25 protein-coding genes are annotated in these 26,990 nt (G+C 72.6%); 16 read left to right on the top strand and 9 right to left on the bottom strand.

Translation table 11 applies throughout. From position 1 onward, the window contains the following. Window positions 1-25 precede the first annotated feature (25 nt). Window positions 26-937, top strand: a complete 912-nt coding sequence (locus IO24_RS0119585) for an NAD(P)-dependent oxidoreductase (protein ID WP_031137398.1) — start codon at window positions 26-28, stop codon at window positions 935-937. 3 nt (window positions 938-940) lie between these two features. On the opposite strand, the gene IO24_RS0119580 is transcribed toward IO24_RS0119585, so the two are convergent. Next, on the bottom strand, window positions 941-1,831 hold the full coding sequence (locus tag IO24_RS0119580; protein ID WP_031137397.1) for a LysR family transcriptional regulator: 891 nt from the start codon (window positions 1,829-1,831) through the stop codon (window positions 941-943). 100 nt (window positions 1,832-1,931) lie between these two features. On the opposite strand from IO24_RS0119580, the gene IO24_RS0119575 reads away from it, so the two are divergent. After that, on the top strand, window positions 1,932-2,297 hold the full coding sequence (locus IO24_RS0119575) for a YybH family protein (protein ID WP_031137395.1): 366 nt from the start codon (window positions 1,932-1,934) through the stop codon (window positions 2,295-2,297). Between the two features lie 97 nt (window positions 2,298-2,394). Here the strand turns inward: IO24_RS0119575 and IO24_RS0119570 are convergent, their stop codons facing one another. Next, window positions 2,395-4,458: a glycoside hydrolase gene (locus IO24_RS0119570; RefSeq protein WP_031137394.1), complete on the bottom strand. Its 2,064-nt coding sequence runs from the start codon at window positions 4,456-4,458 to the stop codon at window positions 2,395-2,397. 311 nt (window positions 4,459-4,769) lie between these two features. Here IO24_RS0119570 and IO24_RS0119565 point away from each other — a divergent pair, with 311 nt between their 5' ends. Together IO24_RS0119565 and IO24_RS0119555 are read left to right on the top strand one after the other, a co-directional pair. After that, window positions 4,770-5,762, top strand: coding sequence for a LacI family DNA-binding transcriptional regulator (locus IO24_RS0119565; protein WP_031137392.1), 993 nt, complete (start codon window positions 4,770-4,772; stop codon window positions 5,760-5,762). 296 nt (window positions 5,763-6,058) lie between these two features. Further along, window positions 6,059-6,292: a hypothetical protein gene (locus IO24_RS0119555; RefSeq protein ID WP_031137391.1), complete on the top strand. Its 234-nt coding sequence runs from the start codon at window positions 6,059-6,061 to the stop codon at window positions 6,290-6,292. A 30-nt stretch (window positions 6,293-6,322) separates the two neighbouring features. On the opposite strand, the gene IO24_RS0119550 is transcribed toward IO24_RS0119555, so the two are convergent. Next, on the bottom strand, window positions 6,323-7,771 hold the full coding sequence (locus tag IO24_RS0119550) for a DEAD/DEAH box helicase (RefSeq protein WP_031137390.1): 1,449 nt from the start codon (window positions 7,769-7,771) through the stop codon (window positions 6,323-6,325). A 152-nt stretch (window positions 7,772-7,923) separates the two neighbouring features. After that, on the bottom strand, window positions 7,924-8,127 hold the full coding sequence (locus IO24_RS0119545) for a cold-shock protein (protein ID WP_030846597.1): 204 nt from the start codon (window positions 8,125-8,127) through the stop codon (window positions 7,924-7,926). 348 nt (window positions 8,128-8,475) lie between these two features. On the opposite strand from IO24_RS0119545, the gene IO24_RS0119540 reads away from it, so the two are divergent. The 3 genes from IO24_RS0119540 to IO24_RS0119530 all read left to right on the top strand — a co-directional run bounded on the left by IO24_RS0119540 (window position 8,476) and on the right by IO24_RS0119530 (window position 12,700). Continuing rightward, the gene (locus tag IO24_RS0119540; RefSeq protein WP_031137387.1) at window positions 8,476-10,683 is read left to right on the top strand and encodes an MMPL family transporter; all 2,208 of its coding nucleotides are present in this window, start codon (window positions 8,476-8,478) and stop codon (window positions 10,681-10,683) included. 107 nt (window positions 10,684-10,790) lie between these two features. Beyond that, the gene (locus tag IO24_RS0119535; protein WP_031137386.1) at window positions 10,791-12,026 is read left to right on the top strand and encodes a sensor histidine kinase; all 1,236 of its coding nucleotides are present in this window, start codon (window positions 10,791-10,793) and stop codon (window positions 12,024-12,026) included. Then, a complete protein-coding gene (locus IO24_RS0119530; protein ID WP_031137384.1) occupies window positions 12,023-12,700 on the top strand; it encodes a response regulator transcription factor in 678 nt (225 codons plus the stop codon). The genes IO24_RS0119535 and IO24_RS0119530 overlap by 4 nt, the downstream gene beginning before the upstream one ends. 9 nt (window positions 12,701-12,709) lie before the next feature. Here IO24_RS0119530 and IO24_RS0119525 read toward each other — a convergent pair whose 3' ends face one another. The 4 genes from IO24_RS0119525 to IO24_RS0119510 all read right to left on the bottom strand — a co-directional run bounded on the left by IO24_RS0119525 (window position 12,710) and on the right by IO24_RS0119510 (window position 16,321). Next, window positions 12,710-13,873 (bottom strand): serine hydrolase domain-containing protein, encoded by a 1,164-nt coding sequence (locus tag IO24_RS0119525; protein WP_031137382.1) that lies wholly within the window; start codon window positions 13,871-13,873, stop codon window positions 12,710-12,712. A gap of 96 nt (window positions 13,874-13,969) precedes the next feature. Continuing rightward, window positions 13,970-14,680 carry a response regulator gene (locus IO24_RS0119520; protein WP_031137380.1) on the bottom strand — a complete coding sequence of 237 codons (711 nt, stop codon included), beginning with the start codon at window positions 14,678-14,680 and terminating at the stop codon, window positions 13,970-13,972. Further along, the gene (locus IO24_RS0119515) at window positions 14,677-15,849 is read right to left on the bottom strand and encodes a sensor histidine kinase (protein ID WP_031137379.1); all 1,173 of its coding nucleotides are present in this window, start codon (window positions 15,847-15,849) and stop codon (window positions 14,677-14,679) included. The genes IO24_RS0119520 and IO24_RS0119515 overlap by 4 nt, the downstream gene beginning before the upstream one ends. Before the next feature lie 88 nt (window positions 15,850-15,937). Then, on the bottom strand, window positions 15,938-16,321 hold the full coding sequence (locus IO24_RS0119510; RefSeq protein WP_031137377.1) for an ArsR/SmtB family transcription factor: 384 nt from the start codon (window positions 16,319-16,321) through the stop codon (window positions 15,938-15,940). Window positions 16,322-16,419: 98 nt separating this feature from the next. Here IO24_RS0119510 and IO24_RS0119505 point away from each other — a divergent pair, with 98 nt between their 5' ends. Next, window positions 16,420-17,700 carry an MFS transporter gene (locus IO24_RS0119505; protein ID WP_031137376.1) on the top strand — a complete coding sequence of 427 codons (1,281 nt, stop codon included), beginning with the start codon at window positions 16,420-16,422 and terminating at the stop codon, window positions 17,698-17,700. 148 nt (window positions 17,701-17,848) lie between these two features. Here IO24_RS0119505 and IO24_RS0119500 read toward each other — a convergent pair whose 3' ends face one another. Next, window positions 17,849-18,502 (bottom strand): ScbR family autoregulator-binding transcription factor, encoded by a 654-nt coding sequence (locus IO24_RS0119500; RefSeq protein WP_037668063.1) that lies wholly within the window; start codon window positions 18,500-18,502, stop codon window positions 17,849-17,851. A 204-nt stretch (window positions 18,503-18,706) separates the two neighbouring features. On the opposite strand from IO24_RS0119500, the gene IO24_RS47190 reads away from it, so the two are divergent. The 8 genes from IO24_RS47190 to IO24_RS0119455 all read left to right on the top strand — a co-directional run bounded on the left by IO24_RS47190 (window position 18,707) and on the right by IO24_RS0119455 (window position 26,979). Further along, window positions 18,707-19,741, top strand: a complete 1,035-nt coding sequence (locus tag IO24_RS47190) for a ScbA/BarX family gamma-butyrolactone biosynthesis protein (protein WP_051905952.1) — start codon at window positions 18,707-18,709, stop codon at window positions 19,739-19,741. Further along, window positions 19,735-20,865: an acyl-CoA dehydrogenase family protein gene (locus tag IO24_RS0119490; protein ID WP_045296022.1), complete on the top strand. Its 1,131-nt coding sequence runs from the start codon at window positions 19,735-19,737 to the stop codon at window positions 20,863-20,865. The genes IO24_RS47190 and IO24_RS0119490 overlap by 7 nt, the downstream gene beginning before the upstream one ends. Beyond that, the gene (locus tag IO24_RS0119485) at window positions 20,862-21,626 is read left to right on the top strand and encodes an HAD family hydrolase (protein WP_051905950.1); all 765 of its coding nucleotides are present in this window, start codon (window positions 20,862-20,864) and stop codon (window positions 21,624-21,626) included. Before IO24_RS0119490 ends, IO24_RS0119485 begins: the two co-directional genes overlap by 4 nt. A 90-nt stretch (window positions 21,627-21,716) precedes the next feature. Then, on the top strand, window positions 21,717-22,328 hold the full coding sequence (locus IO24_RS42125) for a TetR/AcrR family transcriptional regulator (protein WP_051905949.1): 612 nt from the start codon (window positions 21,717-21,719) through the stop codon (window positions 22,326-22,328). A gap of 144 nt (window positions 22,329-22,472) precedes the next feature. Further along, window positions 22,473-23,501, top strand: coding sequence for a LysR family transcriptional regulator (locus IO24_RS0119475; RefSeq protein WP_051905948.1), 1,029 nt, complete (start codon window positions 22,473-22,475; stop codon window positions 23,499-23,501). 314 nt (window positions 23,502-23,815) lie between these two features. Beyond that, entirely contained in the window at window positions 23,816-24,796 is a 981-nt protein-coding gene (locus tag IO24_RS0119470) for an NAD(P)H-dependent flavin oxidoreductase (RefSeq protein WP_031137365.1), read from the top strand. Between the two features lie 110 nt (window positions 24,797-24,906). Next, entirely contained in the window at window positions 24,907-25,497 is a 591-nt protein-coding gene (locus IO24_RS43135; RefSeq protein ID WP_157851276.1) for a YciI family protein, read from the top strand. Between the two features lie 45 nt (window positions 25,498-25,542). Then, window positions 25,543-26,979, top strand: coding sequence for an FAD-binding protein (locus IO24_RS0119455; protein WP_031137363.1), 1,437 nt, complete (start codon window positions 25,543-25,545; stop codon window positions 26,977-26,979). The last annotated feature ends 11 nt before the right edge of the window (window positions 26,980-26,990 follow it).

Here is a 26,990-nt window from a genome sequence, read left to right as displayed (position 1 = left end):
CACAGTGTCCTCGCACAGCGCTTCCCTGGCCCCGGCGCATTCCGGCCGGCCGTCCGCCGATCACCCGTCCGCCACGGTCACCGTCCTCGGTCTCGGGCCGATGGGCCGTGCCCTGGCCGGTGCGTTCGTCGACGCGGGCCTGCGCACCACCGTCTGGAACCGCACCCCGGGCCGGGACCGGGAACTCCTCGACCGCGGTGCGGCGGGCGCGGCATCGGCGGCCGAAGCGGTGGCGGCGAGCGAGGTGACCGTCGTCTGCGTGGTGAACTACGACGCCGCCGACGCCGTGCTGCGCCAGGAGGAGGTCGCGGCCGCCCTCAAGGGCCGTACGGTCGTGAACCTGACCGCCGACACCCCGGCCCGGGCCCGCGACACCGCCGGCTGGGCCACCGCGCACGGCGTCCGCTATCTGGACGGTGCGATCATGACCCCGACGACCACCATCGGCACCCCCGACGCGGTCTTCCTGTACAGCGGACCCGACGACCTCTACCACGAACTCGCCCCGGTACGGCAGGCGTTGGGCGGCACGCATACGCACCTCGGCGAGGACGCGGGCCGGGCCGCGGCCTACGACATCGCCCTCCTCGACATCTTCTGGACGGCGATGTCGGGCTACGCGCACGCCCTGGCGGTGGCCCGGGCCGAGGGCGTCACCGCGACCGAACTGGCGCCCTTCGCCCAGGGCATCGGCGCGATCCTCCCGCCGCTGTTCGCGGGGACCGCCGCGGACGCCGACGCCGGCACCTACTCCGGCGAGGGCAACCCGCTCACCTCGGCCGTGTCGTCCATGTCCCACATCGTCCACGTCTCCGAGTCGCACGGCATCGACGCCGGGGTCATGCGCGCGGCCGAGGGCATGGCCCGCCGCACCATCGGGCTGGGTCACGGGCAGGACGGCTTCATCCGCGTCGCGGAGGTCATCGGACGACGCTGACCGCTACGCGGGCCTGCCGGGTCCGCCGAACGCCCGCCCGCACCGCGCGAGCAGCTCCCGCACCGCGGGACTCTGCCCGCTCCGCCAGACCAGGGCGAGCAGCGCCGGTGTGTCGACGTCGTCGATGACGCGGACGGCGACCCGGCCGCCACGGCCCGCGGCCATCGACTCGCTGAGGACGGCGACACCGAGCCCGCGGGCCGCCAGGTCCGCGACGGCGTCCGCGGCACTGGCCTGCAGCGCGATCCCGGGCCGCAGATCCCGCGCGGCGCAGGCACCGTCGAAGACGGTGCGCAGGCCGGTGCCCGGAGGCATGCACACGATCGGATGGGCGATGACGTCCCGCAGCGCGACCCGCCGCCGGGACGCGAGGGGGTGGTCCTCCGGAACCACGACGACGAGTCGCTCGCTGATGATCGTCAGCATCTCCAGTCCCTGGGGGGCGGCGGCCGTCCCGACGAGGGCCACGTCGACCGTGCCGAGGCGCACCGCCTCGACGAGCCGGTCGGAGTTGTCCTCCAGCAGGGAGATCTCCACCCCCGGATGGGCCCGGTGGAACGCGGCGAGGGCCTCGAACAGGGGCGTGAGGGTGCAGCCGATGACCATCCCGATCACGAGCCTGCCCCGGATCAGGCCGGTCACCTCACCCACGGCCTGCCCGACCGCCCCGGCCGCGGCGAGCGTCGCACGGGCGTGGTCGAGCGCCGCCCGGCCCGCGGCGGTGAGCGTCGCGGTGCGCGCCGACCGGTCGAAGAGCTCGGCCCCGAGCTCCCGCTCCAACTGGCGGATCTGGGCGCTGACTCCGGACTGGCTGATGTGCACCCGCTCGGCGGCCCGGGTGAAGTTCCGCTCCTCGGCGACCGCGACGAAGTACTCCAGCTGCCTCAATTCCATGACTGGGAATTCTAGTTCCCATCACATCCATCTGTTGGACTTCTGATGGCCGCCGGACGAGGCTGGGAGGCACCGAGGAACCCCGACGTCAGGAGACCCCGTGCCGGAGTACGAGAAGGCCATGCGCCCCGAGGACATCACCCGCCTGTTCGTCGAACGATCCAACGCCGGTGACGCGGCCGGAGTCGCCGCGCTCTACGCGCAGGACGCGGTCCTGGCCTACCCGCCCGGTGAGCGCACGGTGGGCCGGGAAGCGATCCGCACCCTCTGGGAAAAGGTCCTGGCCGACCGCCCCCGCTTTGAACCCGAAGAGCCCCTGCCGACCCTGATCCACGGCGACATCGCCCTCACCTCCACCCCGCCGAAGGACGGCGCGGGGGCCCGGGCACAGGTGGTCCGGAGGCAGCCGGACGGGAGCTGGCTGCGGGTGCTGGACCAGCCGGAGTTCACCCCGCCGACCCGCTGAAGGTGACGGCGGAAAGCCAGGACGGCGCCCCCGCCCGCCATCGACATCCGATGGCGGGCGGGGGCGCCGGGGAGAAGCCGGGCGGGACGCGAAAGCGCTAGTCGGCCGCCACCTCCGTGACCTTCCAGCGCTGGTTGGACCCGGAGTTCGGCTGCCAGACGCCCACCGAGGCGCCGTCGTTCGTGGACTGGCCTCCGACGTCCGGGAGCTGGCCGGTCGCCGCGTTCACGAGCGTCCACGTGCCGTCGCCGGTCGTGGACGCGATCCACTGCGCGGCCTCGTCGCGGCGCCCCTCGTCGGGTTCGGCGACCAGGGCACCGTCACGGATGGCCAGGCGCTTGTCCGCGCCGGTCTCGGTGAGGACGTAGCGCTTGCGGTTGTCCTCGCCGCGGATCTGCTCCACCCGCCACTGCCGGCCGCTCGGGTCGGCCGCGTCCGGGGTCCTGATGACCAGGCCCGTGCCGTTGCCGGCGATGGTGAGGTCCTTGCCGCTCTGGACGCCGGTCAGGCGGTAGGTGTGCCCCTTGCGCAGTTCGGCCGCGTCCTTCGCGACCCCCGAGACGCCCTTGACGAGGAAGGACGTCACCGACTGGGCGGGCACGCCGAGCGTGGCCTGCTTGCCGGTGACACGGACGGGCTTCTGCTTCTCCAGCTTGCCGTCGGCGCTGGTCACCACCGGGGTGACCGTGGCCCGGGAGGAGACCCGGCCGAACTTCGACAGGTCGAGCGTGACCTCGCGCGCCTCGGTGGCGCTGTTGACGTGGACGACCGTCGCCGCGTCGCCCTTGCGGGAGACGGCCGCCGTGCTGGACGTGTCGTCCGTCTTGATCAGGCGGTCGCCGGGCTTGATGAAGTGCGTGAAGTTGCGGGCCGTGTCGAACTTGGTGTTGGTGTAGATCGGGCAGGACTTCAGGGTGTCCTTCGAGGTGCAGCTGAACGGGAGCTGGATCTCGCCCCAGTTGCCGCCCTTGGCGGACTCCCCGCCCGGCTTCATGTTGTCGTAGTCCTCGACGGGCTGCCAGAACACCCAGGCCTTGGGCTCCAGTTCACGCAGGTCGTCCACCATGCGCTGGGCGAGACCCAGGCCGGGCCGCATGTCCGTGAAGCTCTGGCCGTCGCCCCAGTCGCCCTCGACCTCGCTCATCCACAGCGGCTTGTCGGCGGCCTTGGCCAGGTCGCGGACGGTGGTGCGCTGGCCGGTGCCGTAGGTGTGGACGTTCATCTGGTCGACGAGGTCGCGCACTTCCTGGGGGTAGGAGTTCCAGTTCGTCGCGAAGGTGCCGGGGTTCGTCTCGTCCATGGCGGATATGTCCGCGTCCGACCGGGACTTCTTCAGGACCGGGGCCAGCGCGCGGAGCACCTTCTGCTGGAGCTCGGGTCCGATGTGGGCGCCCTCCTGGCGGCCGCCGACCGGCTCGCCGTCCGGGCCGAGCTTGGTGCCCCAGTAGTCGGTGTTCGGCTCGTTGAACGGGTCCAGCGTGTCGACCTTGATGCCGTGCGCCTTCTCCAGCCGCTCGGTCGCGCCCACCAGATACTTGGCGAAGTCGTCGACGGAGCCGGTCTTCAGCTGGTCCTTGCCGGCGTCGAAGTTGCCGGAGACGTAGCCGCTCTCGGTCATGAACCAGGGCGGGGAGTTGCTGAAGGTCTCCCAGTGGGTGATGTCCTTCTTGATGCGGTCGACCCACCAGCGCTGCGTCTTGTCCGCGTTCTTGTTCCAGTCGGCGGGGTCGTCCGCGTCCCACCAGTCGACGTCCTCGCGGGTGGTGCCCGCCGGGGCCTTCCACCAGCCCTCGACCGCGCCGCCGGCCCGCAGATAGTCCTTGACGTCGGGGGCGTTGCCGCCGCCGATGTTGTAGCGGGCGATGTTCAGGGCGAGGCCCTCGTCGCCGAAGAGGAGCTTGTAGAGCTTCTCGCGGACCGCGGGCGGGTAGTCGCCGGTGGCGTTCGCGAACCAGACCAGGCTGGTGCCCCAGCCCTCGAACTTCTCCCCCGAGTAGGAGGGGTCGGGCCGGACGGTCACGCCGGCCGCGGCGGCAGCCGTCCCGGCAGCGGCCGGCTCGGCGTGCGCGGCGGGCAGGGTGGCGGTGGCCAGGACGGTTCCGGTCGCCAAGGTGACGCCGATGGCCCCGAGGAGCCTTCTCTTACGGGTGCGGTGTGCCATCTCGAGTACTCCAGCTCTTCTGCGTGCCGCGCGTCCCGGCGGACGCAGAGATCGGGGCCTACGTGGTGCGACTGGTGCGGATCTGACGCCTTCTCGTACGATTCCGACTAGGCAATGTTTACGTAAACATCCACTGGCGGGATGTCTACACTGTCCGAATCTCAGGGGTCAAGGAGTCGTTCCGGACCAAAACCCGCGCCGGTGGCGCGGTGGGGAAACGAGGGCAGGTGGGCACAGTGGACGGCGAGAGCGCGCCGGGGGGCACGAGCCGTACGAGAAGGCGTGCGGCCCGGCCCCGCCAGGGCGCGTCCATGGCGGACGTCGCGCAGCTCGCCGGGGTCTCGTCCCAGACGGTCTCCCGGGTCTCGAACGGCTTCCCGGGCGTCACCGAGGACACCCGCGCGCAGGTCCTGGCCGCCATGCGGGAGCTGGGCTACCGCCCCAACAGCGCAGCCCGGGCGCTGCGCCGGGGCGAGTTCCGCACCCTCGGCGTGATCACATTCTCCCTCTCCACCATGGGCAACATCCGCACCCTGGAGGCCATCGCCAACTCCGCCGCCGAGCACGGTTACGCCGTCACCCTGCTGCCGGTGGCCGTCCCGACCCAGGACGAGGTGAACGGCGCCTTCTCCCGGCTGGGTGAGCTCGCCGTGGACGCCGTCATCGTCATCATGGAGATCCACCTGCTCGACGCGGCGACGGTCTCCCTCCCGCCCGGCGTGCAGGTCGTGGTCGCCGATTCCGACGCCGGCGACCGCTACACGGTCGTCGACACCGACCAGGCGGGCGGTGCCCGGGACGCAGTACGGCACCTCCTGGACCTCGGGCACGACACGGTGTGGCACCTGGCCGGCCCGGAGGGCTCCTTCGCCGCCCAGCGCCGCGCCAACGCCTGGCGCACCACCCTCACCGAGGCGGGCCGCACCCCGCCGCCCCCGGTCCGCGGCGACTGGTCGGCCGAATCCGGCTACCGGGCGGGCCTCCGGCTGGCCGACGACCCGGACTGCACGGCGGTGTTCGCGGCCAACGACCAGATGGCCCTGGGCCTGCTCCGCGCCCTGCACGAACGCGGCCGTAGCGTCCCCGGCGACGTCAGCGTCGTCGGCTTCGACGACATCCCCGAGTCCGCGTCCTTCCTTCCGCCCCTCACCACGATCCACCAGGATTTCGCCGAGGTGGGACGGCTGTGCGTGGAGGGGGTGCTCAGCAAGATGCGGGAGGACGGGGCCGAGCACGGGACGACGCTGGTGCCCACGCGGTTGGTGCGGCGGGCGAGTACGGCGGCGCCGGGGCGGGGGCGATGACGCAGCGGGCGGGCGCCCCGGCGGCCGCGGACGAGGACGCCGCCCCGGCGGGTGAGCGCACGGGCCGCTTCAGGCAACGGCGATCATGACGGTGAGTGCCACGAGCAGGAGCGAGGTCGACCACCACTGCCCTGCCTGTACGGACCAGGAAACGGCGTAGGAGAAGAGGCACACGCTGAGGAGCCTCCTGAAGGAGACCCGCTCAGGGCGTTCCCTCTTGCCCCGGCCTGCTCGCCGACTGCCAGAGTCCGCCATGGCCACCCCGATGCTGTAGGCACGGCGAGGCCCTGTTCACCGTGGACGTCGAGCACCGCAGGCTGTGGTCGGTGTCCCTGACCACGGGCGAGCGCCGCGTCGAAGCCGACGACCTGCCGGTCGGTCTTCCCCCGGGCGTCGGGCGCCGCCCCGACCCGGCGCTGTTCGCCCACGGCGGCCCGGGCCTGGCCCCTCGTTTCGACGGCCTCGCCGCGGCCCCGGACGGCTCCCTGCTCCTGTCGTCGAACGGGGAGGGCACGGTGCTGCGGCTGTAACCGAACACGTAGCGCCTCTCGGGAACCGGTTCAGCGGCGACGGCCCCGGGGCGGCCTGCCCCGCCGGGCGTTCGGGGAGGAGCCCGTGCGCGCGGGGGGCTGCTCGGCGGCCGGCGGGGTGAGGACGACGGGCACGCCCGAGGGCTCCTGCGCCCCGGTGATGCGGTTCAGGTCGGCCTCGCCCGAGCGGACCCGGGTGATCTGCGGGGTGATGCCGGCGTCGGCCATCAGCCGGGTCATCTCGCGCCGCTGGTGGGGCAGGACCAGGGTGACGACGGTGCCGGACTCGCCGGCGCGGGCGGTACGGCCGCCGCGGTGCAGGTAGTCCTTGTGGTCGCCGGGCGGGTCCACGTTGACGACGAGGTCGAGGTTGTCGACGTGGATGCCGCGGGCGGCGACGTTGGTGGCCACCAGGACCGTGACGTTGCCGTCCTTGAAGCGGGCCAGGGTCCTGTTCCGCTGGGACTGGGACTTCCCGCCGTGCAGGGCCATGGCGCGCACGCCGACCGCCAGCAGCTTCTTGGCCAGCCGGTCGGCGGCGTGCTTGGTGTCCAGGAACATGATCACGCGTCCGTCGCGGGCGGCGATCCGGGTCGTGGTGGCGTGCTTGTCGTCGTCCTCCACGTGCAGCAGGTGGTGCTCCATCGTGGTGACCGCGCCCGCGGACGGGTCGACGGAGTGCACCACGGGGTCGTGCAGGTAGGTGCGGACCAGCCGGTCGACGTTGCGGTCCAGGGTGGCCGAGAACAGCATCCGCTGCCCGCCGGGGCGCACCTGGTCGAGCAGGGCGGTGACCTGCGGCATGAAGCCCATGTCGGTCATCTGGTCGGCCTCGTCGAGAACCGTGATGCCGACGTGGTCCAGGCGGCAGTCGCCTCGGTCTATGAGGTCCTTGAGCCGGCCGGGAGTGGCGACGACGACCTCGGCACCGGTGCGCAGCGCGTTCGCCTGCCGGCCGATCGGCATGCCGCCGACCACCGTGGCGAGCCGCAGCCGCAGCGCGCGGGCGAAGGGAGCGAGGGCGTCGGTGACCTGCTGGGCCAGCTCGCGGGTGGGCACGAGGACGAGGCCCAGGGGCTGCCGGGCCTCGGCCCGCTGTCCGTCGACACGGGCCAGCAGCGCGAGCCCGAAGGCGAGCGTCTTGCCCGAGCCGGTGCGCCCGCGGCCCAGGACGTCCCGCCCGGCCAGCGAGTTGGGCAGCGTCGCCGCCTGGATCGGGAACGGCGCGGTCAGGCCCTCGGCGCGCAGCGCGGCCAGCAGCCGCTCGGGCAGGTCGAGGTCGTCGAACGCCTCGACGGCCGGCAGCGCCGGGGTGACGGTGGCCGGCGGTGCGAACTCCTGGCTGGGGGCGGGACGGCGCCCACCGCGGGACCCGCCCGCCGGGCGGGAAGCGGTGCCACCGCCGCCCGACTTTCGGGGCCGGAAGCCGTTGCCACGGGAGTGGGACGAGCCGTTGTTCTTGCGAGCCGTGCGGTCCATGGGGAACCTTCCTCGATGCGGCACGCGTCGAGGAATGCGCGGCGGCACCGGAGGGCCGCAGGATTCGCAAGAGTTGAGCCGGAGAAGTGCAAAACGAGCCGGGGCCCGCACCGCGAGGGTGCGGGCCCCGGTTCAGGGCATTCGCGTACGCGTCAGGCGGGAACGATGTTCTCGGCCTGCGGGCCCTTCTGGCCCTGCGTGACGTCGAAGGTAACCTTCTGGCCTTCCTGAAGCTCGCGGAAGCCGGAGGTGGCGATGTTCGAGTAGTGGGCGAAGACGTCCGGGCCGCCACCCTCCTGCTCGATGAAGCCGAAGCCCTTTTCCGCGTTGAACCACTTCACGGTGCCAGTTGCCATGTGCATCTCCCTTGGGGGGCAGTACCCGAGATCCGCACCTTGCGGATTCGGGGTCGCTGTGATGATCACCCTCCGGAGAGATCCGAAAATCCTCGGAAACAAAAAGAGTGCTCGTCGACAAAGGTCGATAGAGCACTCGAAGTCTCTGGGAACCAAAACTGCAACACCAGCCAAGGTAGCACAGGCCGGAGCGGATGGCTCGGGAATCTCGTACCCGAGGTGGAGCGGACCGCCCGCCGGTACTGCGTTCCGAGTACCTGGGATTGTCGGCAGGCGCACGACGACGGGACAACACGCCCACGGACAGGCTTGGCAGACGTTCGACACCAGATGTGGAGATCTCCTGCCGTGGCTACTTTCCTGTATCGAGTGGGCCGTCTGGCCTTCCGGCGGCGCTGGTACGTCGCCCTGGTCTGGGCGGCCGTCCTGGCCGCCGTGGGACTGGGCGCCCTCAAAGCGCCGGGGGCCGCCGACGAGGAGTTCTCGATGCCCGGCATCGAGTCCCAGAAGGCGTTCGACCTGATGGAGCAGCGCTTCCCCGGGGCCACGGCAGACAGCGCGACGGCCAGGGTCGTCTTCATCGCGCCGGGCGGCGAGAAGGTCACGGCCGCCGGGAACAGGACCTCCATCGAGAAGGCCGTGGCCGGACTCGGCGACGGCTCGCAGGTCGCGAGCGCCGTCGACCCCTTCGCGGCGAAGACGATCAGCGAGGACGGCACGACCGCCTTCGCGACCGTCACCTACAAGGTCGGCGCGAACGACCTCACCGACGCCACCCGCAGCCACCTGGAGCGGGCCGTCGACCAGGCCCGGGACTCCGGGCTGACCGTCGAAGCGGGCGGCACCGCGCTGGCCGCCGAGGGCGGGCCGGGCGGCACGGCCGAGGTGATCGGCGTCGCGATCGCCGCCGTCGTGCTCCTGATCACCTTCGGTTCGCTGGCCGCCGCCGGGCTGCCCCTGCTGACGGCCGTGATCGGCGTCGGCGTCAGCATGGCCACGATCCTCGCCCTGGCCAGCGCCCTGGGCCTGTCCACGACCACCGGCACCCTCGCCATGATGCTGGGCCTCGCCGTCGGCATCGACTACGCCCTGTTCGTCGTCTCCCGCTACCGGGAGGAGCGCGCCGGGGGCCGCACACCGCAGGAGGCGACGGGGCTGGCCGTCGGCACGGCCGGTTCCGCGGTCGTGTTCGCCGGGCTCACCGTCGTGATCGCGCTGGCCGGGCTCGCCGTGGTCGGCATCCCGATGCTCACCAAGATGGGGCTGGCCGCGGCGGGCGCGGTCGTCGTCGCCGTACTGATCGCCCTCACCCTCGTCCCGGCGCTCCTCGGCTTCTGGCCGAACGCCGTGCTCAGCCGGCGGGCCCGCAGGAGCGGCCGGATCGAGGCGAGCACCGAGGCCAACGCCGGCACCCGCTGGGCGCGGTTCGTGCTGCGCCGCCCCATACCCGTCCTGCTGCTCGGCGTCGTCGGCCTGGGCGCCCTCGCGCTGCCCGCGGCCGGCCTCCAGCTGGGCATGCCCGGGGACGAGGCCAAGCCGGTCTCCACCACCGAGCGCCGGGCCTACGACGCGCTCGCCGAGGGCTTCGGGCCGGGCTTCAACGGGCCGCTGACCATCGTCGTGGACGCCAAGGGCGCCCCCGACCCGAAGGCCGCCGCCGCCACCGTCGCGAAGGAGATCGGCGGCACCGAGGGAGTCGTGTCCGTCTCCCCGGCCCGCTTCAACGGCGCCGGCGACACCGCGGTCTTCTCGGCCGTGCCGTCCACCGCGCCGACCGACGAGAAGACCAAGAACCTGGTGACCACCATCCGCGACGAGCGCCCCGGCATCGAGTCCGGCACCGGCGCGAGCTACGAGGTCACCGGCACCACCGCGATGAACATCGACATCGCCGGGAAGGTCCAGGCGGCGCTCGTCCCGTACCTGATCGTCGTGGTCGGTCTGGCGATCGTGCTGCTGCTGGTGGTCTTCCGGTCCCTGCTCGTCCCGCTGAAGGCGGCCCTCGGCTTCCTGCTGTCGGTGCTGGCGTCCCTGGGCGCGGTCGTCGTGGTCTTCCAGCAGGGCCACGGCGCGGAGCTCCTCGGTGTGGAGCAGACCGGCCCGATCATGAGCCTGATGCCGATCTTCCTGGTGGGCATCGTCTTCGGCCTCGCGATGGACTACGAGGTGTTCCTCGTCTCACGGATGCGGGAGGCGTACGTCCACGGCGAGTCGCCCGCCCAGGCGGTCACCTCCGGCTTCCGGCACAGCGCCCGGGTGGTCGCGGCCGCCGCCCTGATCATGATCGCGGTGTTCGCCGGGTTCATCGGCGAGAGCGACTCCATGATCAAGATGATCGGCTTCGGGCTGGCCACCGCCGTCCTGTTCGACGCCTTCGTCGTCCGGATGGCGATCGTGCCGGCCGTCCTCGCCCTGCTCGGCGACAAGGCCTGGTGGCTGCCGAAGTGGCTGGACCGGGCGCTGCCCCGTGTCGACGTGGAGGGCGAGGCCCTCAGCCGGCCCCAGCGGGAACCGGCCCCCGCCGCCGCACCCGGCCTGGAGCCGGCGCGCACCTGAGGAACCCGCGCCCAGGGCCGCCCGTGGCGAAGGACACGGGCGGCCCCCCGGGCGTTCCGGCCCGAAGTCGACCACGATGGTCCCAGCCCCACCGACCGGAGAGCCCGATGAGCATTCCCCTGGAGCGGCGCTACGCGGATCGCCTGGAGGGATTCGCCGAGCAGCACCCCTTCCTCGTCGACCTGGCGATGGCCCTGGCACTGATGGCCTGTGCGACCTTCGGCACCTCCCTCGCCCTGCCCGGCGCCGAACCGCCCGCCCAGGACAAGGCGGGGGTCGCGGTCATGGGCGTGGCCTGCCTCGCCCTGCTCAGGCACCGCGCGTACCCGCGCGCCGTCGTCACCGTCACCATGGGCTGCACCGTGACGGCGGTCGTGATGGGCTATCTGCTTACGCCCCTGCTGCTGGCACCGATCATGGCGGCGCTGTACTGGCTCGCCGCCCTCACCGACCGCAGGACCACCCGCGCCTACGGCATCGGCACCATGCTGGCGGTGGTCGTCGCGGCCGTCTTCACCGACTCCATGGACCAGCTCTCGCTGCTGCTGAGGACGATCGGCCCGTTCTTCTGGCTGATGCTGCCCCTCGCCGCCGGCAACATGACGCGGCTGCGGCGCGCCTACCTCCGGGCCGTGCAGGCCCGGGCCGAACACGCGGAGCGGACCCGGGAGGAGGAGGCCCGGCTGCGCGTCACCGAGGAGCGCATGCGCATCGCCCGGGAGCTGCACGACGTCGTGGCCCACCACATGGCCCTGGCCAACGCCCAGGCCGGCACCGCCGCGCACCTCGCCCTCACCCGCCCCGAGCAGACCCAGAAGATCCTCAACGACCTGACCGCCACCACGTCCTCCGCGCTGCGGGAGCTGAAGGCCGCGCTGGGCCTGCTCCGCCACGACGACGAGATGCCCGGCTCGACGTCGCTGGAGCCGTCCCCGGGCCTGTCCCGGCTGCCCGCGCTGGTCTCGGCGTGCGAGTCGGCGGGCCTGGAGGTCACCGTCGCCACGGAAGGGGAGCCGCAGCCGCTGTCGCCGGGTGTCGACCTGACCGCGTACCGGATCGTGCAGGAAGCCCTCACCAACGTCACCAAGCACGCCACGGCCGAAGCCGCGCACGTGCTCCTCGCCTACACCGGCTCCCGGCTGCTGATCACGGTCACCAACGACGGCCCCAGCAAGCCGGAGGTCGCCCGGGGCCGCGGCTTCGGCGTCATGGGCATGCGCGAACGCGCCCTCTCCTTCGGCGGCGAACTGTGCGCCGGCCCCCGCCCGCAGGGCGGCTTCGAGGTCACCACCGCGCTGCCCCTGCAACCCTCCGTCCACCTCGCGGAAGGAACCCCCGCATGAGCATCAGGGTGCTGCTCGCCGACGACCAGGCCCTGCTGCGGGCCACCTTCCGCATCCTCATCGACTCCTGCGCGGACATGGAGGTCGTCGCCGAGGCCTCCGACGGCGCCGAGGCGGTCGACCTGACCCGCGAACTGCACCCCGACATCGTCCTCATGGACATCCGCATGCCCGGCACCGACGGCCTCGCCGCCACCTCCGAGCTGTGCGCGGACCCGGAGCTGTCCGCCACCCGTGTGCTGATCCTGACCACGTTCGAGACCGAGGACTATGTCGCCCAGGCCCTGCGCGCCGGCGCCAGCGGCTTCCTCGGCAAGGACGTCACCGCCGACACCCTCCTGACGGGCCTGCGCACGGTGGCCTCCGGAGAGGCCCTCCTCTCGCCCGTCGCCACCCGCTCCCTCATCACCCGCTTCCTCATGGCGCCGGCCTCCGGCACCGGCCTCGCTCCCCCCGAACGCCTCGCCGACCTCACGGTCCGTGAACGCGAGGTGATGGCGCTGGCCGCGGAGGGCAGGTCCAACACGGAGATCGCCGAGGACCTCACGGTCAGCCCGCTGACCGTCCGCACGCACATCCACCGGGCCATGACCAAGCTCCACGCCCGGGACCGCGCGCAACTGGTCGTCATCGCCTATCAGACCGGCCTCGTACGGGCGACGCCACCGGCGTGACGCGGTGCCCTACGGCCTGCCGTAGGCCGCCACCATGATGTTCTCGGCGGTCCTGTTCATGCCCTGGCCCTTGGCGTCGGTGGAGTTGACGCTGTAGACGAGGGTGCGGGAGCCGTCGCGGGTGGAGGCGATGGCGGCGTTGTACCCCCAGCGCCCGCCCGTCTTGCCCCACACCTCGCGCCCGCCCAGCACCTTCACGGACAGGCCGGCGGAGTAGGCGGCCGGCTCCCCGGTCCCGAAGTCGGTCACCTCGGGCAGCGTGAACATCTCCTCCAGCAGCGGCCCGCGCACGACCCGCCCCCGGAACAGGGCGCCCGTGAAGCGCTCCAGGTCCGCGGTGGTCGAGATGATGTCCCCGGCCGCCCATCCGTCCGTCGCACCCCACACGGAGACGTCCCGGAGCCCGGTCGTGCCGTCGTCGAGGCGCATGGTCTGGTAGCCGTGGTTGTGCGGCCCGGCGATGCGGGGGGCGGATCCCGGGAGGTAGGTGTTCCGCAGGCCGAGCGGCCCGAGCACGCGCCGGGCGACCTGACGCTCGTAGGAGTCGTGGGTGACCCGCTCGATGAGCAGGCCGGTGACGGTGTAGCCGATGTTGAGGTAGTGCTGGCGCTCGCCCGGCGCGAACTCGCGCTTCTTCGACGTCGCCGAGCGGACCATGTCCTCGGGGTCGTGGACCTGGAAACGGTTCGCGTACCGCTCCTCGACGGTGGTGCCGGGGAAGTCCGGTGCCGGGATGCCGTGCGTGTGGTTGAGGAGCTGGCGGACGGTGACGCCGCCGTACGACGCGGGGATCAGCTCCGGCAGGTACGAGCGGGCGCTGCGGTCCAGGTCGAGCCGTCCTTCTTCGGCCAGTTGCAGGGCGACCGCGGCGGTGAAGACCTTGGTCACGGACCCGGCGCGGAAGCGAGCCGCCGGATCGGCGGGCCGGCCGGTCTTCAGATCGTGCACGCCCGAACTGCCGCGCCAGGTGCCCTCCTTGCCGCCGACCCGCACGAGCGCGGCGGTGGCGTCGGCGCGGGGAAGGCCCGCGATGGCGGCTTCGAGGGCCGGGCCCGGGGACGGCGCGGCCGTGGACGCGGAGGGGGTGGAGGCCGCGGCCGGGAGCACGGACGGTCCCGCGGCGAGCCCCACGACGAGCACGGCGGCGGTCAGCAGGCTGGTACGGGTCTTCATGGCGGACTCCGGTGAGATGGGGCGACGTTGTGCGACGGCTTCATCCTCCGCGGCGGAGCCGCCGCGCGGATCGCCCCCGCAGGCGGTCCCGCGACGTCACTTCCTCGCCGACGCGGGGGAGGACCCGGAGCGGGAGGCTCCCCCGGGCGGGGGATCCCCGGCAGCGACGAGGCCGGTCTCGTAGGCGCAGATCACGGCCTGGATCCGGTCCCTGAGGCCCAGCTTCGCGAGCACGTTGCCGACATGCGTCTTGACGGTGTGGTCGCTGACCACCAGTTCGGCGGCGATCTCGGCGTTCGACAGGCCGCGCGCGAGCAGCAGCAGCGTCTCGCGCTCCCGCGCGGTCAGGACGTCGAGCCGGGAGTCGGGCCGGCGGGTCCGGGAGGCGGGCCGGGTGTACTGCTCCACCAGACGCCGGGCGACGGAGGGGGCGAGCAGCGAGTCGCCCCGGGCGACGACCCGCACGGCGTGCACGAGGTCGTCCCGGCGGACGTCCTTGAGCAGGAAGCCGCTCGCGCCCGCGTGCAGCGCGTCGTACACGTACTCGTCGGAGTCGAAGGTCGTGAGCATCACCGTCCGGCAGTCGCCCGCCGCGCTGATCGCACGGCAGGCCTCGATGCCGTCCACGCGGGGCATCCGGATGTCGAGCAGCGCCACATCGGGCGCGTGCCGACGCACCGCCTCGACGGCCTCGCCGCCGTCACCCGCCTCGGCGACGACCTCGATGTCCGGCTGTACGTCCAGGATCATCGCGAAGCCGCTGCGCACGAGCTCCTGGTCGTCGGCGACCACGACACGGATCGTCACGGCCCCACCTCCGCCGCCGCCGAGACGGGGATCCGCACCCGCACCTCGAACCCGCGCCCGCCCGCTCCGGGCCCGGCGACCGCGCTGCCCCCGTGCGCCGCGGCCCGCTCACGCATCCCGACGAGCCCGTGCCCGCCCCGCCGGGACACCGCGTGCGCCCCACGCCCGTCATCGGTCACGACGATCTCCAACACGGCCGTCCGGCAAGAGAGCCGGACAGTGGCGGTGTGCGCGTCCGCGTGCTTGACGACATTGGTCAGGGCCTCCTGGACCACCCGGAAGACGGTGACCCCGATCTCGTCGGCCACCGGCCCGATGTGTCCCACGGTCCGGTACACCACGTGGAGCCCGCTCCCGCGCACCCGGTCCAGCAGCCCGGGCAGCGCGGCGAGCCCGGGCTGCGGTTCGCGCGGGGCGGTGCCGCCGGTGTCGTCACCGCCGTCCCGCAGCACTCCCAGCATGTGACGCAACTGCGCCATGGCGTCCCGCCCGGTCGCGGAGATGGCGTCGAAGGCTGCCTCGGCCCGCTCGGGAGCGGCCCGCACGGCCACCGGCCCGGCCTCGGCCTGCACGATCATCAGGCTCACGGCGTGGGAGAGGATGTCGTGCATCTCCCGTGCGATCCGGGCCCGTTCGCGTGCGGCGGCCTGCTCGGCCTGGATGCGGTGGGCGCGCTGCCGGGCGTCGGTCAGCCGCCCGAACCCGTAGGCGGCGGCGAACACGAAGAGGGAGAAGGTCAGTTCCCGCGCCGACCGGGTGTTGAGCCACACGCCCACCGGTACGGCGACCACCAGCACGAGCCCGACGAGGAGCCGTCTGCGCGGGGCCGACAGCGCGGCGACGGTGTAGACGACGACCAGCCCGGTGTACGGCAGCGGCTGCCCGGGCCCCTCGAAGGTCAGCCCGTACAGGGCGGTGGTGGCCATTACGGCGAACAGCACGGCGACGGGAGCGCGCCGCCGCCAGACCAGGGGCAGGACGGTGAGGGTGCTCAGCCCGTACGCCCCCCAGGTCGCCGGCGGCAGCCCGGGCGCGCGCGGCACCAGGAACGGCATGGTCATCGCGGCCTGGACCAGCAGCGCGACGCCGATGTCGGCCAGGAGCGGATGGTCCGCCGCGAGCAGCCGCCCCCGCTCCCACCACCCGCGCAGTTTCCCTCGTATGCCCATGGCGACGTACGACCCCCGTCTCGTGCTGCCCGACCCCGGAACCGTAGCGGGGCCGGCGGCTGCACGCGCGGGGAGAACGAGCCCCGGTTCAGGGCGTGTCGGGCGGGGTCCACGCCGCGACCAGGTCCACCAGTCCGGGGAACCGGGTGTTGAGGTCGTCCACGCGGACGTGGCTGCGGCGTTCCAGGCCGTACTGGCGCTGGCGGGTGACGCCGGCCTCGCGCAGGGCCTTGAAGTGGTGGGTGAGGGAGGACTTGGGGCGGTCGAGGCCGAACCAGCCGCAGGAGTGGTCGAACTCCTCCGACTCGAGCAGGAGTTTGCGCACGATCCGCAGGCGCAGGGGGTCGCTCAGCGCGCCCAGCACGGTCTCCAGCCGCAGCTCCGCGACCGCCGGCTCGGGCAGCGGTTCCGGCAGGTCTTCCGGCTCCGGCAGCACCTTGATGACCGGCTCCTGTCGAACCGTCGCAGACATAGGCAACTCCCTATAACCGAAATCCTATGTACGAGTTCAATCGTACTGCATGTTAAGTTCGAACGGACTCGTACTGAGCATGCCGGAGGGAGCAACCCATGTCGGAGAGCCGGACCCTGTCCGCCGAGACGGTGGACGAACAGCAGGCCGCACCGCCGGAGCCGGCCACGCCCGCACCGCCGGAGCGCACCGCGACCCGCACGCCCACCTGGTGGGTGTGGCTGGCGGCCTGGCCGGTCACCGCCGTCTTCGTACTGTCCAACGCGGCGACCCCGCTGTACGTCCTGTGGCAGCGCGACATCGGGTTCTCCAAGGGCACCCTGACCGTCGTCTTCGCGTTCTACATCGTCGGACTGCTCGGCTCGCTGCTCGTGTCGGGCGTCGTCTCCGACCGGCTGGGACGCAAGCCCGTGCTGCTGCCCGCCCTCGCGCTCGCCCTGGCCGCCTGCGCGATCTTCGCCACCGCCACGACGGTCGCCGCACTGATCGTCGCCCGGCTGTTCACCGGCATCGCCGTCGGAGCGGTCGTCTCCGCCGGCATGGCCGCCGTGACGGACGTGGCAGGCCCGGAGCGGAAGCGGCTGGCCGCGCTGCTGGCCTCCTGCGCCATGGTCTTCGGGGCCGGCCTCGGCCCGCTGCTCGCCGGCCTGCTGTCCGAGACGCTCCCGGCCCCCACCGTCACCGTCTTCGTCGTCGAGGCGGTCCTGCTGCTCACGGCCGTCCTCGCCGTGCTGCGCATGCCGGTACGCCGTCCCGCCGCCCGCGGCAAGGGTGCCTGGGTGCGCGTGCCCGGCGTACCGCACGGCAACGGCATCCATCTCACCCTGGGCATCGCGGTGTTCGCCCCCGGCATCACCGCCACGTCCTTCGTGCTGTCGCTCGGCCCGACCCTGCTGACCGAACTGCTCGGCACCACCAGCCGGATCGTCGCAGGAGCCATGGCGTTCGTCATGTTCCTCGCCGCCACCGGCGTGCAGTTCGCCGTGCAGAAGCTGCCCCGGCGCACCATCCTGACCGCCGGTGCGATCAGCACCACCCTCAGCATGGCCGCTCTGATCGCAGCCGTGCAGGCCTCGTCGGTCGCGCTGCTCGTAGCCTCCGCCCTGCTCGCCGGGTCCGGCCAGGGCATGGGCCAGCTCGGCGGTCTGTCACTGCTCAACTCCACCGTCCCGGCGCAGCGCCTCGCCGAGGCCAACGCCGCGCTGAACGTGGGCGGTTACATCCCGGCCGGCCTCCTGCCGGTGTCCACGGGGTACCTCATGGACGCGGTGGGCCTGCCCACCGGCGCGACCCTCTTCGGCACCGTCCTGATGGGTCTCGCCGTCGTCGGCGGGCTCGTCGTGCTCTCCGGCCACCGCCGGGTGTCCGAGCCGGTGTGACGGGACGGTGTGACGGGACGGCGCCGGTGCCGGCGCCGGGTCCCCGGGTGTATCCGCGTGGCGGTGCTCCACGGCTTCGGCCGCGGAGCACCGCCACGCACGGGTGTGCGCCCCGGTGCCTCCCGAAGCCGCTTTTCAGGCCCCCGAGTCAGTGTGCCCGGATGGCGTGGAAGAGCAGTTCGCTCGTCTCCGTCCAGCGCTCCACCACGTCCGCGCGTCCCCTGAGCACGTCCGAGATGTGCTGGGCGCCGAAGAACGCCGAGACCAGGGACCGCGCCGCCGCTTCCGGCGAGACGCCTTCCCGCACCTGGCCCTCGTCCCGCGCCGCGACCAGCAGCGAGGCCAGGAGCTCGGTCCAGTCGACGTACGGCGTCGGCAGCTCGGCGTCGATGTGCGGGCGCTCTATCTGCAGACGTGCCCCCGCCTGTACGACGATGTCGTCCCGGAACGACACGGCCGTACGCGCCAGCATCCGCTCCGCCGTCTCCAGCGGCCCGAACCCCTCCGCCATGACCTCTTCCAGCAGCGCCGGCCACCGGGCGTAGTGCTCCTCCACCACCGCCACGGCCAAGGCCTCCTTGGAGGGGTAGTGGAAGTAGACCGCGCCCTTCGTCATCTTCATGCGGTCGGCCACGTCCTTGACCGACGTGTGCCGGAACCCCTGCTCGGCGAAGAGCTCGGAGGCCGCGATGAGCACCAGCGACCTGGTGCGAGCGGACCGTTCCTGTTTGGGGTCGGGCCCCCTCCTGGTGACGAACTTCCTCGGCGCGAACGCGGCGATGGCTGGCTGCGGCTCGGACATGCTCGGTTCCTCTGACTCGGCGGCCTCGGCCGGAACGGGTTGACGTGTTCGGCCGGGCAGACGGAATGATTCCGGCTGTACTGGCTCAAAACGATTCTCGGCTCTATACCTTCTGGAAGGTATCTTTTTTCGCGTCGCTTCCCGTGAACGACGGGACCCTAGCGGGCCCACCCCTGCTTCCGCGACCCGAAAGGGAACAGAATCTTGCACTGCGTACCGTCCCTCGCCGCGCCACCGGACCTCCACATCCCCGGACCTCCCGGTGGCGCGCTCCGCTACGACCGCCCCGTAGCCCGCGAAACCGTGCACAAGGCCGCCTCCACGGAAGTGCTCCTGACCGACGCGCGGCACCTGGGCGAGGACCGGTTCGCGGTCGCCGCCCGGTTACCCCGGGACCAGTTCATCACCGCTGACCGCCCCGACCAGGGGACCCTGGACCCCGTACTGCTGGCCGAGACGGCCCGGCAGGCGGCGATCCATCTGTCCCACCGTTTCCACGACATCCCCCTCAGGCACCCCTTCGTCCTCGGCGAGGTCGCCGTCGAACTCGACGAGCCGCTGCCGCCCTCGGCCGACGCGACGCTTCAGGCGCGCTGCCGGCGTGCGACCGGGAGCCCCCGCCGCGCCTGCCTGGAGCTGGACGCGACGGTGTGGGCGGCGGGCCGGGCAGCCGGCCGGGCGCGGGTCCACTGGGAGGCCATGGAACCACGCCGGTACGCGGTCCTCCGCAAGCGCGGCGCCGCGCAGCCACCCGTGGTGTCCGGGCGGGCCCACGCGGCTGCGGCCGTGGCCGCCGCGCTGCCACCGGCCAGGGTCGGGCTGTGGCGCGACCGCGACGTCCTCCTCGCCTCCGACGCGGAGCGCTCCGGCCGGTGGTGGCTGCGGCTGGACCCCGGCCACCCCGTCCTCTTCGACCACCCGTCGGACCACATACCCGGCATGGCCCTCGTGGAGGCCTTCCGCCAGGCGGCCGGTGTCGCCGCCACCCAGGGCGCCGCCGGCCCGGCCCGAGTGCGGGACATCCGTGAACTCGCCGTCACATACGACTCGTTCGGCGAACCGGACCTGCCGGTGGCCATCAGCCTGGAGCCCCGCGAGGCAGAGGCCAGGGAGCCGCACGACGAGCACGCCGGCCTCCTCCGTCTGACCGCCACGCAAGGCGACCGCACGCTCGCCCGGGCCCGCATCCGGTGCGGCACGCCCGGCCGTGCCCACCGCCGTACGGGGGCCGCATGCTGAGCGACGAACCGGAGCGTGCCGCCCGGCGCGCACCCTTGCGTGACCTGTCGGCCCTGACGGCGACCGCCCGCCGGGACGCCCGAGCAGCGGAGGAGCGGCGTGCCCTCACGGCCGATGTCGTCGACGCGCTGACCCGCGCGGGCTTTCCGCGTCACTTCGTGCCCGGCCGGTTCGGCGGAGCAGCGGGGGAGTTCGGCCCGCTGGTGGCCGGTGTGGCGGACGCGGGGGAGGCCTGTGCCGCCACGGCGTGGTGCGCCGCGCTGTTCGCTGCGCACGGCCGGCTGGCCGCCTATCTCCCGCCCGAGGGGCAGCGCGAGGTGTGGGCGGACGGAGCGGACGTGCGGATCGCCGCCGCGGTGGTACCGCCCCAGGGTGCTGCGGTGGCGGTCGACGGCGGCTGGCGCCTCGACGGCGCCTGGCGGCCCGCCAGCGGCGTCGACCACGCGGACTGGATCCTGCTGGCCTCCTGGACGGACGGCGAGGAGGGACGGGAGCACCGGGTCTTCGCCGTCCCCCGCTGCCAGGTGACCGTGGAGGACACCTGGCACTCCTCGGGCCTGCGGGGCACCGGCAGCAACACGGTGCGGTGCGCGGGGGTCGTCGTTCCGCGGCACCGGACATACACGCTCGCCGCACTCCTGCGGAGCAGGCCCGGCGCGGCCCGCTGCCACACCGTGCCGTACCCCATGGTCGCGGCGCTGATGTTCGCCGCTCCGCTGCTCGGAGCCGCCCGCGGGGCCCTGCGCGTCTGGACCGGCGAACGGCTCTCTGCCGAGCGCCCCCACCCGGCCACCCACACCGTGCTGGCCCGGGCGTCGGCGCGGATCCACGCCGCCGGTCTGCTCCTGACCGGCGCGGCCGAGCGCGCCGACCGGGGCGAGATCACGGCGCTCGCGGTCGCGGAGAACCGCAGGGACGCCACCGCCGCGGCCACCCTGTGCCGGGAGGCGGTCGACGCGCTGTTCCACGCCTCCGGCCTGCGCGCCCAGTCCCCGGACAGCGCCGTACAACGCGCCTGGCGGGACGCCACGGCCATCGCGGCCCACGCCGCCCTGGACCCGGACGCCGCGGCCCGGGCCTACGCGGAAGCGGTGCTGTCCCCAGCGGGAGGTGACGGGCCATGACCCGGGCGGCAGCCGTCCCGGTCGCCTTCTTCGACGTCGACGAGACCCTCGTCGCCACGAAGAGCCTGCTCGACTTCTGGGATTTCTGGGTGGCACGGCAGGGCGACCCGGCAGACACGGGCAGGCAGCCGGCACCGCCGGCGACCACGTCCACGGTGGCAGCCGGCCCGCCCGACCGCTCCCGGCTCAACCGCGACTACTACCACCGCTACAGGGGCACGCCCCTTTCGCTCCTCCAGGCCGCCGCCCGCGACTGGTACGCCCTCCACCGCCGCGGCGAGCGCGCCTTCGTGACCGCCGGACTGCACGCCCTCGCCCGGCACCGTGCCCTCGGGCACGAGATCGTGCTGGTCTCCGGCTCCCTGCGCGCCGTCGTGGACGCCGTCGCCGCGGACCTCGGCGCCGCCGCCGTACGGTGCGCCGAACAGACCGTCACCGATGACGGGCTGCTGACCGGCGAGATCGACCGGCCGATGATCGGGCGGGCCAAGGCCGACGCGGTCGAGGACCACCTCGCGCAGCGAGGCGCCCGCGCCGCTGACTGCCACGCGTACGGCGACCACGACAGCGACCTGCCCATGCTCCGCTCCGTCGGCCACCCGGTCGTGATCGGCGGTGCCCCCGCCCTGCGGCACGAGGCCGCCCGGCTCGGCTGGACGACCCTCCCCGGGGACACCGGCCCTCACCCCGGGAAGCCGTCGTGGCAACCGGGCGACCGCCTTGTTCCGCCCCAGGCCAACGGCAGGATCCGGCCTCCGTGAGTCCCGATGTACGGCCGACTTTCGTCTCCTCGGAGGAATCCTTCCCAGGGGTATGTTTGTGCTCTCGATCGAGACCGGAGGGCACCCCGCATGGCCAAACAGGAAAGGGCGCTGCGCACACGTGAGAAGGTGCTGGACGCCGCGGCCGAGGAGTTCGCGGCGCAGGGATACGCCAAGGCCACGCTGAACGACGTGGCGAGGCGGACGGGGATGACCAAGGGGGCCCTCTACGGGCATTTCCCGTCCAAGGAGATCCTCGCCGCGACCCTGCTCGCCCAGTCCCGCGTGGCGTGGGAGGAGATGCGGCACGCCCGGGACGTGCCGGGTGCCGCAGCCCGTGCCGTGCTGGAGGAACTGGTCCTGGAGCTCGCCCAGCGCCTGCGCTCGGACATCCGGCTCAGGGCGGCCCTCCGGCTCGCCACCGACCTGCCCTGTCTGGCCCGCGCGGCCCCGGACCTCTTCGACGACGTACGGCGTCATCTGGTCGGTCTCGTCCGCAGGGCGCAGCAGGAGGACGGCATGGCCCCCTATCCGCCGGACCTGGTCGCGGAGTTGCTGCTGACCTCCCTGCACGGTGCTCTCCACGCCTCGCAGTGTGACGACCAGTACGGCAGCGCCCCCACCAGGGAGGCGGTGTGGCGTCTCCTGCTCGACGCGCTCGCCGGTGATCGCGGGGGCTGCCGGGACATGGCCGGGCGATGAGGTTGTCGTTTCGGACACGTAAAAAATACCATCCCGAAGGTTTTTTCTGTCATGATGATGCTGTCCCGGTCCGCCGGGCCGCCCGCTGCCCGGCCCCAGGCCGGTCCGCGGTCGCGGTCGCCATGAAGTGACGGAGGGAAGCAGATGAGTGTGCTGGATGAAAGGATCGGTCCGTTCCCCCTCGGGCAGGCAGCCTTCGGCGCGGTCCCCGAGGAGTCGCACCAGGAGGAGATTCAGCGCGCTGTCAACCATGCCGAACATGTCGACGACTTCGATATGCGACACCTTCGGTATTTCCTGGCGGTGGTCCGCTCCGGCACTGTCTCCGCAGCCGCCAAAGAATTGCGTATATCGCAGCCGAGTCTGAGTCAGCAGATCAAACGGCTGGAGCAGCGAATAGGAGCCGCGCTTTTCGTTCGCAGCTCCCGCGGTGTCGAACTGACGGCGGGTGGCCGGGCCTTTCTCCGGGAGATCCAGAGCATCCCCGGCCAGCTCCGGTCGGCCATCGCGGCCGCCGCCCCCACCCCCGCGCTCTGGTCCGTCGGCGTGTGCGGAGGCGTGCCGGCGGAGGTTCTCGCGGAAGTGCAGAACGGCCTCGCCGGGCAGGGCGCCCACCACGTCAGGGGCAGACCCGGGCCGCACCTGCGCATGCGTTCGGTGGGCGCGGCGGAGCAGCCCGAGCTGCTGGAGCACGGCGAGATCGTGTTCGGGATCATGCGGCTGCCGGTGACCGCGCCCCACCTCGCCCGCGCCGTCGTGTGGGACGAGCCGCTCGGCGTCGTCCTGCCCACCACGCACCCCTTGGCTGCTCAACCGACTCTGACCTGGGAGGATCTCTCCAGTCAGCGCCTCCTCTGGTACGACGAGGGATGCGCGCCCGGGTATGCCGACGCTGTGCCGGCGCAGCTGACGGCGCTGGGCTGGAAGGCCGTGCTGCATCCCGTCGACCAGGACCAGCAGGCTCTGTTCGTGCACGCCCTGCAGACCACCCGCGATCTGGTGGCCCTGCGCCCGAGCGTGGCCGTGACGGACGATCCGCGGCTCGTCTGGCGCCCGCTGCCCACCGCCTCCGCGCCCCGTGAACGGCTGGCCGTGACCGCCCTGGCCGGCAGCCGTGCGGCCCGGTACCTGGGCCGGGTGGCCGCTCGGTGCGGGTGGCCCTACCGCGCCTGATCTCCCTTTTCGGCCCCATCCGACGGCCGGTCCGGAACTTCTTGTTCCGGACCGGCCGTTCTGTGTTTCCCCGCAGGAAATGAAAGCGGAAACTTACTCCGAGGTCACCTTACCGGAGGGTCACATTCCGTCATAGCCGGAGCGTTATGGCTACTACGCGGTTTAGGTCTTGGACAGGCGAGATCCGCCGAACCTAGTCTCCTGTATGTGACACGAATCCGGTTCGGTCACACGGCAATTTCCGATCGATTTCCCAATGACGTCGGATTCATTCCTGATCCATTCGGCCGCGGCCGGGAAAACAGGGGAGAAGCGTGATCTCCACCAAGCTGACGGAACTGCTCGGCATCGACCACCCCGTCATCAGTGCCCCCATGGGGTCCGTGTCCGGAGGACGGCTCACCACCGCCGTCACCCGCGCCGGCGGGCTGGGACTCGTCGGTGTCAGCTACGGCGACCCCGCCTTCATCGACGAACACGTGGGGCAGGCCGCGCAGGCCGGTGGCGTCTGGGGCGTCGGCTGCGTGATGTTCACCTTCGACGAGCGCCCGGGCCTGTGGGACAAGGTGCTCGGCTACGCCCCGCCGGTCGTCGCCCTGTCGTTCGGCGACCCGGACCAGGTGCGCCGGTACGTCGCCTCCGCCGCCGAGAGCGGTGCCCACGTCGTGGTCCAGGTGCACGATCCCGAGCAGGCGGCCGTGGCCCTGCAGGCCGGGGCCTCCGTGCTGGTGGCCCAGGGCGCCGAGGCAGGCGGCCACCACAAGACACAGGCGACACTGCCGCTGATCCCGGCCGTGCTCGACATCACCCAGGGCGTGGTGCCCGTCGTCGCCGCGGGCGGTTTCGCGGACGGCCGGGGCCTGGCCGCCGCCCTCGCCCTCGGCGCCGACGGCGTCATGATGGGCACCCGCTTCGCCGTCACCGAGGAGTCGCTGGGCACGCCCGGCTTCAAGTCCTCACTGGTCTCCGGGGCCACGGCGGACCTCGTCGACACCCGGGCCTTCGACGTCGTACGCGGCATCCCGTGGGACGAGGCCTACCAGGCGCGCTCGGTGAGCAACGACTTCACCCGCGCCTGGACCGGCCGCGACACCGAACTCGCGGCCCGGCGCGCCGAGATCGAGCCCGAGTGGGCCGCTGCGGTCGCCCGCGACGACACGAGCCGGCGCGCGCTGTTCGCCGGTGAGGTCCTCGACCTGGTCCACGACATCCGGCCGGCGGGAAGCGTCGTGCACGAGACCGTCGCCGAGGCCGAGTCCATCCTGCGCGGCCTGGCCGGGCGCATCACGCCCTGACCCCTCCCCCTCCGGCCGGGCCCCGGCCCCCGGAATCCACCCGAACCGCCCTGCACGGCCCCGTCCCCGACCGACGGACGGGCTGTCCTTCCTCACACCGGAGAAAACCCGTGATCCACGTCCTCACCCTCACCTACCTCCAGCCCCGCGAGACCGTCACCGTGCACCTGCCCGAGCACAAGGCCTGGCTGCGGGACCACTCCGACCAGGGACGGATCCTGCTGAGCGGGCCCCGGCCCGACGGCGGTGCCGTCATCGTCACCGCCGACCTCGACGAGACCACCGTGCGGGAGCTCATCGAGAGCGACCCGTGGCACAAGCTCGGCATCGCCTCGTACGACCGGGTCGCCTTCGAGGGCAAGAACGCCAGCCCCGGTGTCGTCACCGCGGCCGTCCCGGACGACAGTGTCCTGCTCATCAACGTCGCCACCACCGAGGACGCGCCCGCCACGGTCGACGCCCTCGCCGGTGCCGTCGAGCACGTCGCCGCCACCGCCGACGGATTCCGTGGCTCCCGCCTGCTCACCAGCGTCGACGGCGACGCGGTGATCAACCTCGCGGCCTGGACCGACGAGAAGCGGTTCAACGCCATCTTCGACGACCCCGGCTTCACCAGCCGCTACCAGGAGTTCGCGAAGACCGTGACCGGCGCCAAGTACCGCCTGTACCGCACCAGCCGGGTCATCAGCCCCAACCGCTGACCCGCCGCACGCACCGCCCAGCACGCAAGACCTCCAGGAGCAACCATGACCCTCCCGTCCACGCCCGCCCCGTACGACCTCGTCGTCGTCGGATTCGGCGCCGCCGGCCTGTCGGCCGCCCTGTCCTTCGCCGAGGCCACCGAAGAGCGCGAGACGCCCGCCCGGATCGCGATACTCGAACGGTCCACCGAGGCCGAACGCGGCGGCGCCACCCGCTGGACCGGTGCCTTCCTCCGCGTCGACGAGCAGCGGCGGCTCGACACCGACTGGGCCGAGCACGTCGGCCGCGTCTCCGGCGGCCTCGCCGACGTCGAGTACTGCCGCACGGTGGAGCGCGAGTCCCCGCAGACCCTCGCCTTCGTGGAGAAGCACGGGGTCGAGATCGCCTACGCCGACTTCCCGCTGCCGCACACCTTCGACGGCGGCACCCCCTCCATGACCCCGCCGGCCAGCCCCCGCGGCGGCGGCGCCTCCATCGTCGAACACCTCGGCGCGGCCCTGGAGAAGGACCCCCGCGTCGACATCCACTACGAGACGGAGGCGCTGCGCCTGACCACCGCCGAGGACGGTGCCGTCGACGGCGTCGTGGTGCGCGGCCCCGACGGCCGCACCCGGCGGCTGACCGGCCGCGCGGTGGTCCTGGCCTGCGGCGGCTTCCAGGGCAACACCGAGATGCTCACCCGCTACGTCGGCGACCGCGCCTGCGACCTGCCGCTGATCGCGCCCGGCATCGCCAACAACCGCGGTGACGCCCTGCGCATGGCACTGGAGCTCGGCGCCGACACGGCCGGCCAGTTCGACGGCATCCACGCCGAGCCGGTCGACCGCCGCACCAGCAAGGCCGACGCGGTGCTGTACGGCTTCAGCTGCGGCATCTTCGTCAACGGCCGTATGCAGCGGTTCTTCGACGAGGGCCGCGACACCTGGGACAACACCTTCGAGCACGTCGGCTACGAGATCTGGCGCAACCAGGACCAGGAGGCGTACTGGATCGCCGACGCCAAGACCCTCGCCATCCCGGGCATCATGAACTCGCTGCTCAGCGACGTACCGCCGGAGCAGGCGGACAGCCTGGAGGAGCTCGCCGACAAGCTCGGCATCGACGCCGAGGGACTGGCGAAGACCGTCGCCGAGTTCAACGCGGGTGTCGGGGAAGGGGAGTTCGACCCGACCCGCCTCGACGGCAAGAGCACCGTCGGCCTCACCCCGCCCAAGTCCAACTGGGCCACGCCCCTGGACACCGCGCCGTTCATCGGCGTCCCGGTGACCGCCGCGATCTGCTTCACCTACGGCGGCGTCCGCACCGACCTCGACGCCCGCGTCGTCACCCCGTCCGGCACGGCCATCCCCGGCCTGTACGCCGCGGGCGAGGCCACCGGCCTCTTCTACAAGGCCTACCCGCCGGCCACGTCCGTGCTGCGCTCGCTGATCTTCGGACGGCTCGCCGCGCACCACGCGGTCCAGGCCCAGCAGTCCGCCTGACACACCCTCAC

The organism is Streptomyces flavovariabilis (genome assembly GCF_000725785.1).
GTDB classification, from domain to species: Bacteria; Actinomycetota; Actinomycetes; order Streptomycetales; family Streptomycetaceae; genus Streptomyces; species Streptomyces hawaiiensis.
The sequence above is the reverse complement of the archived record's forward strand: the minus strand, read 5'-3'. Positions and strand labels throughout refer to the sequence as shown.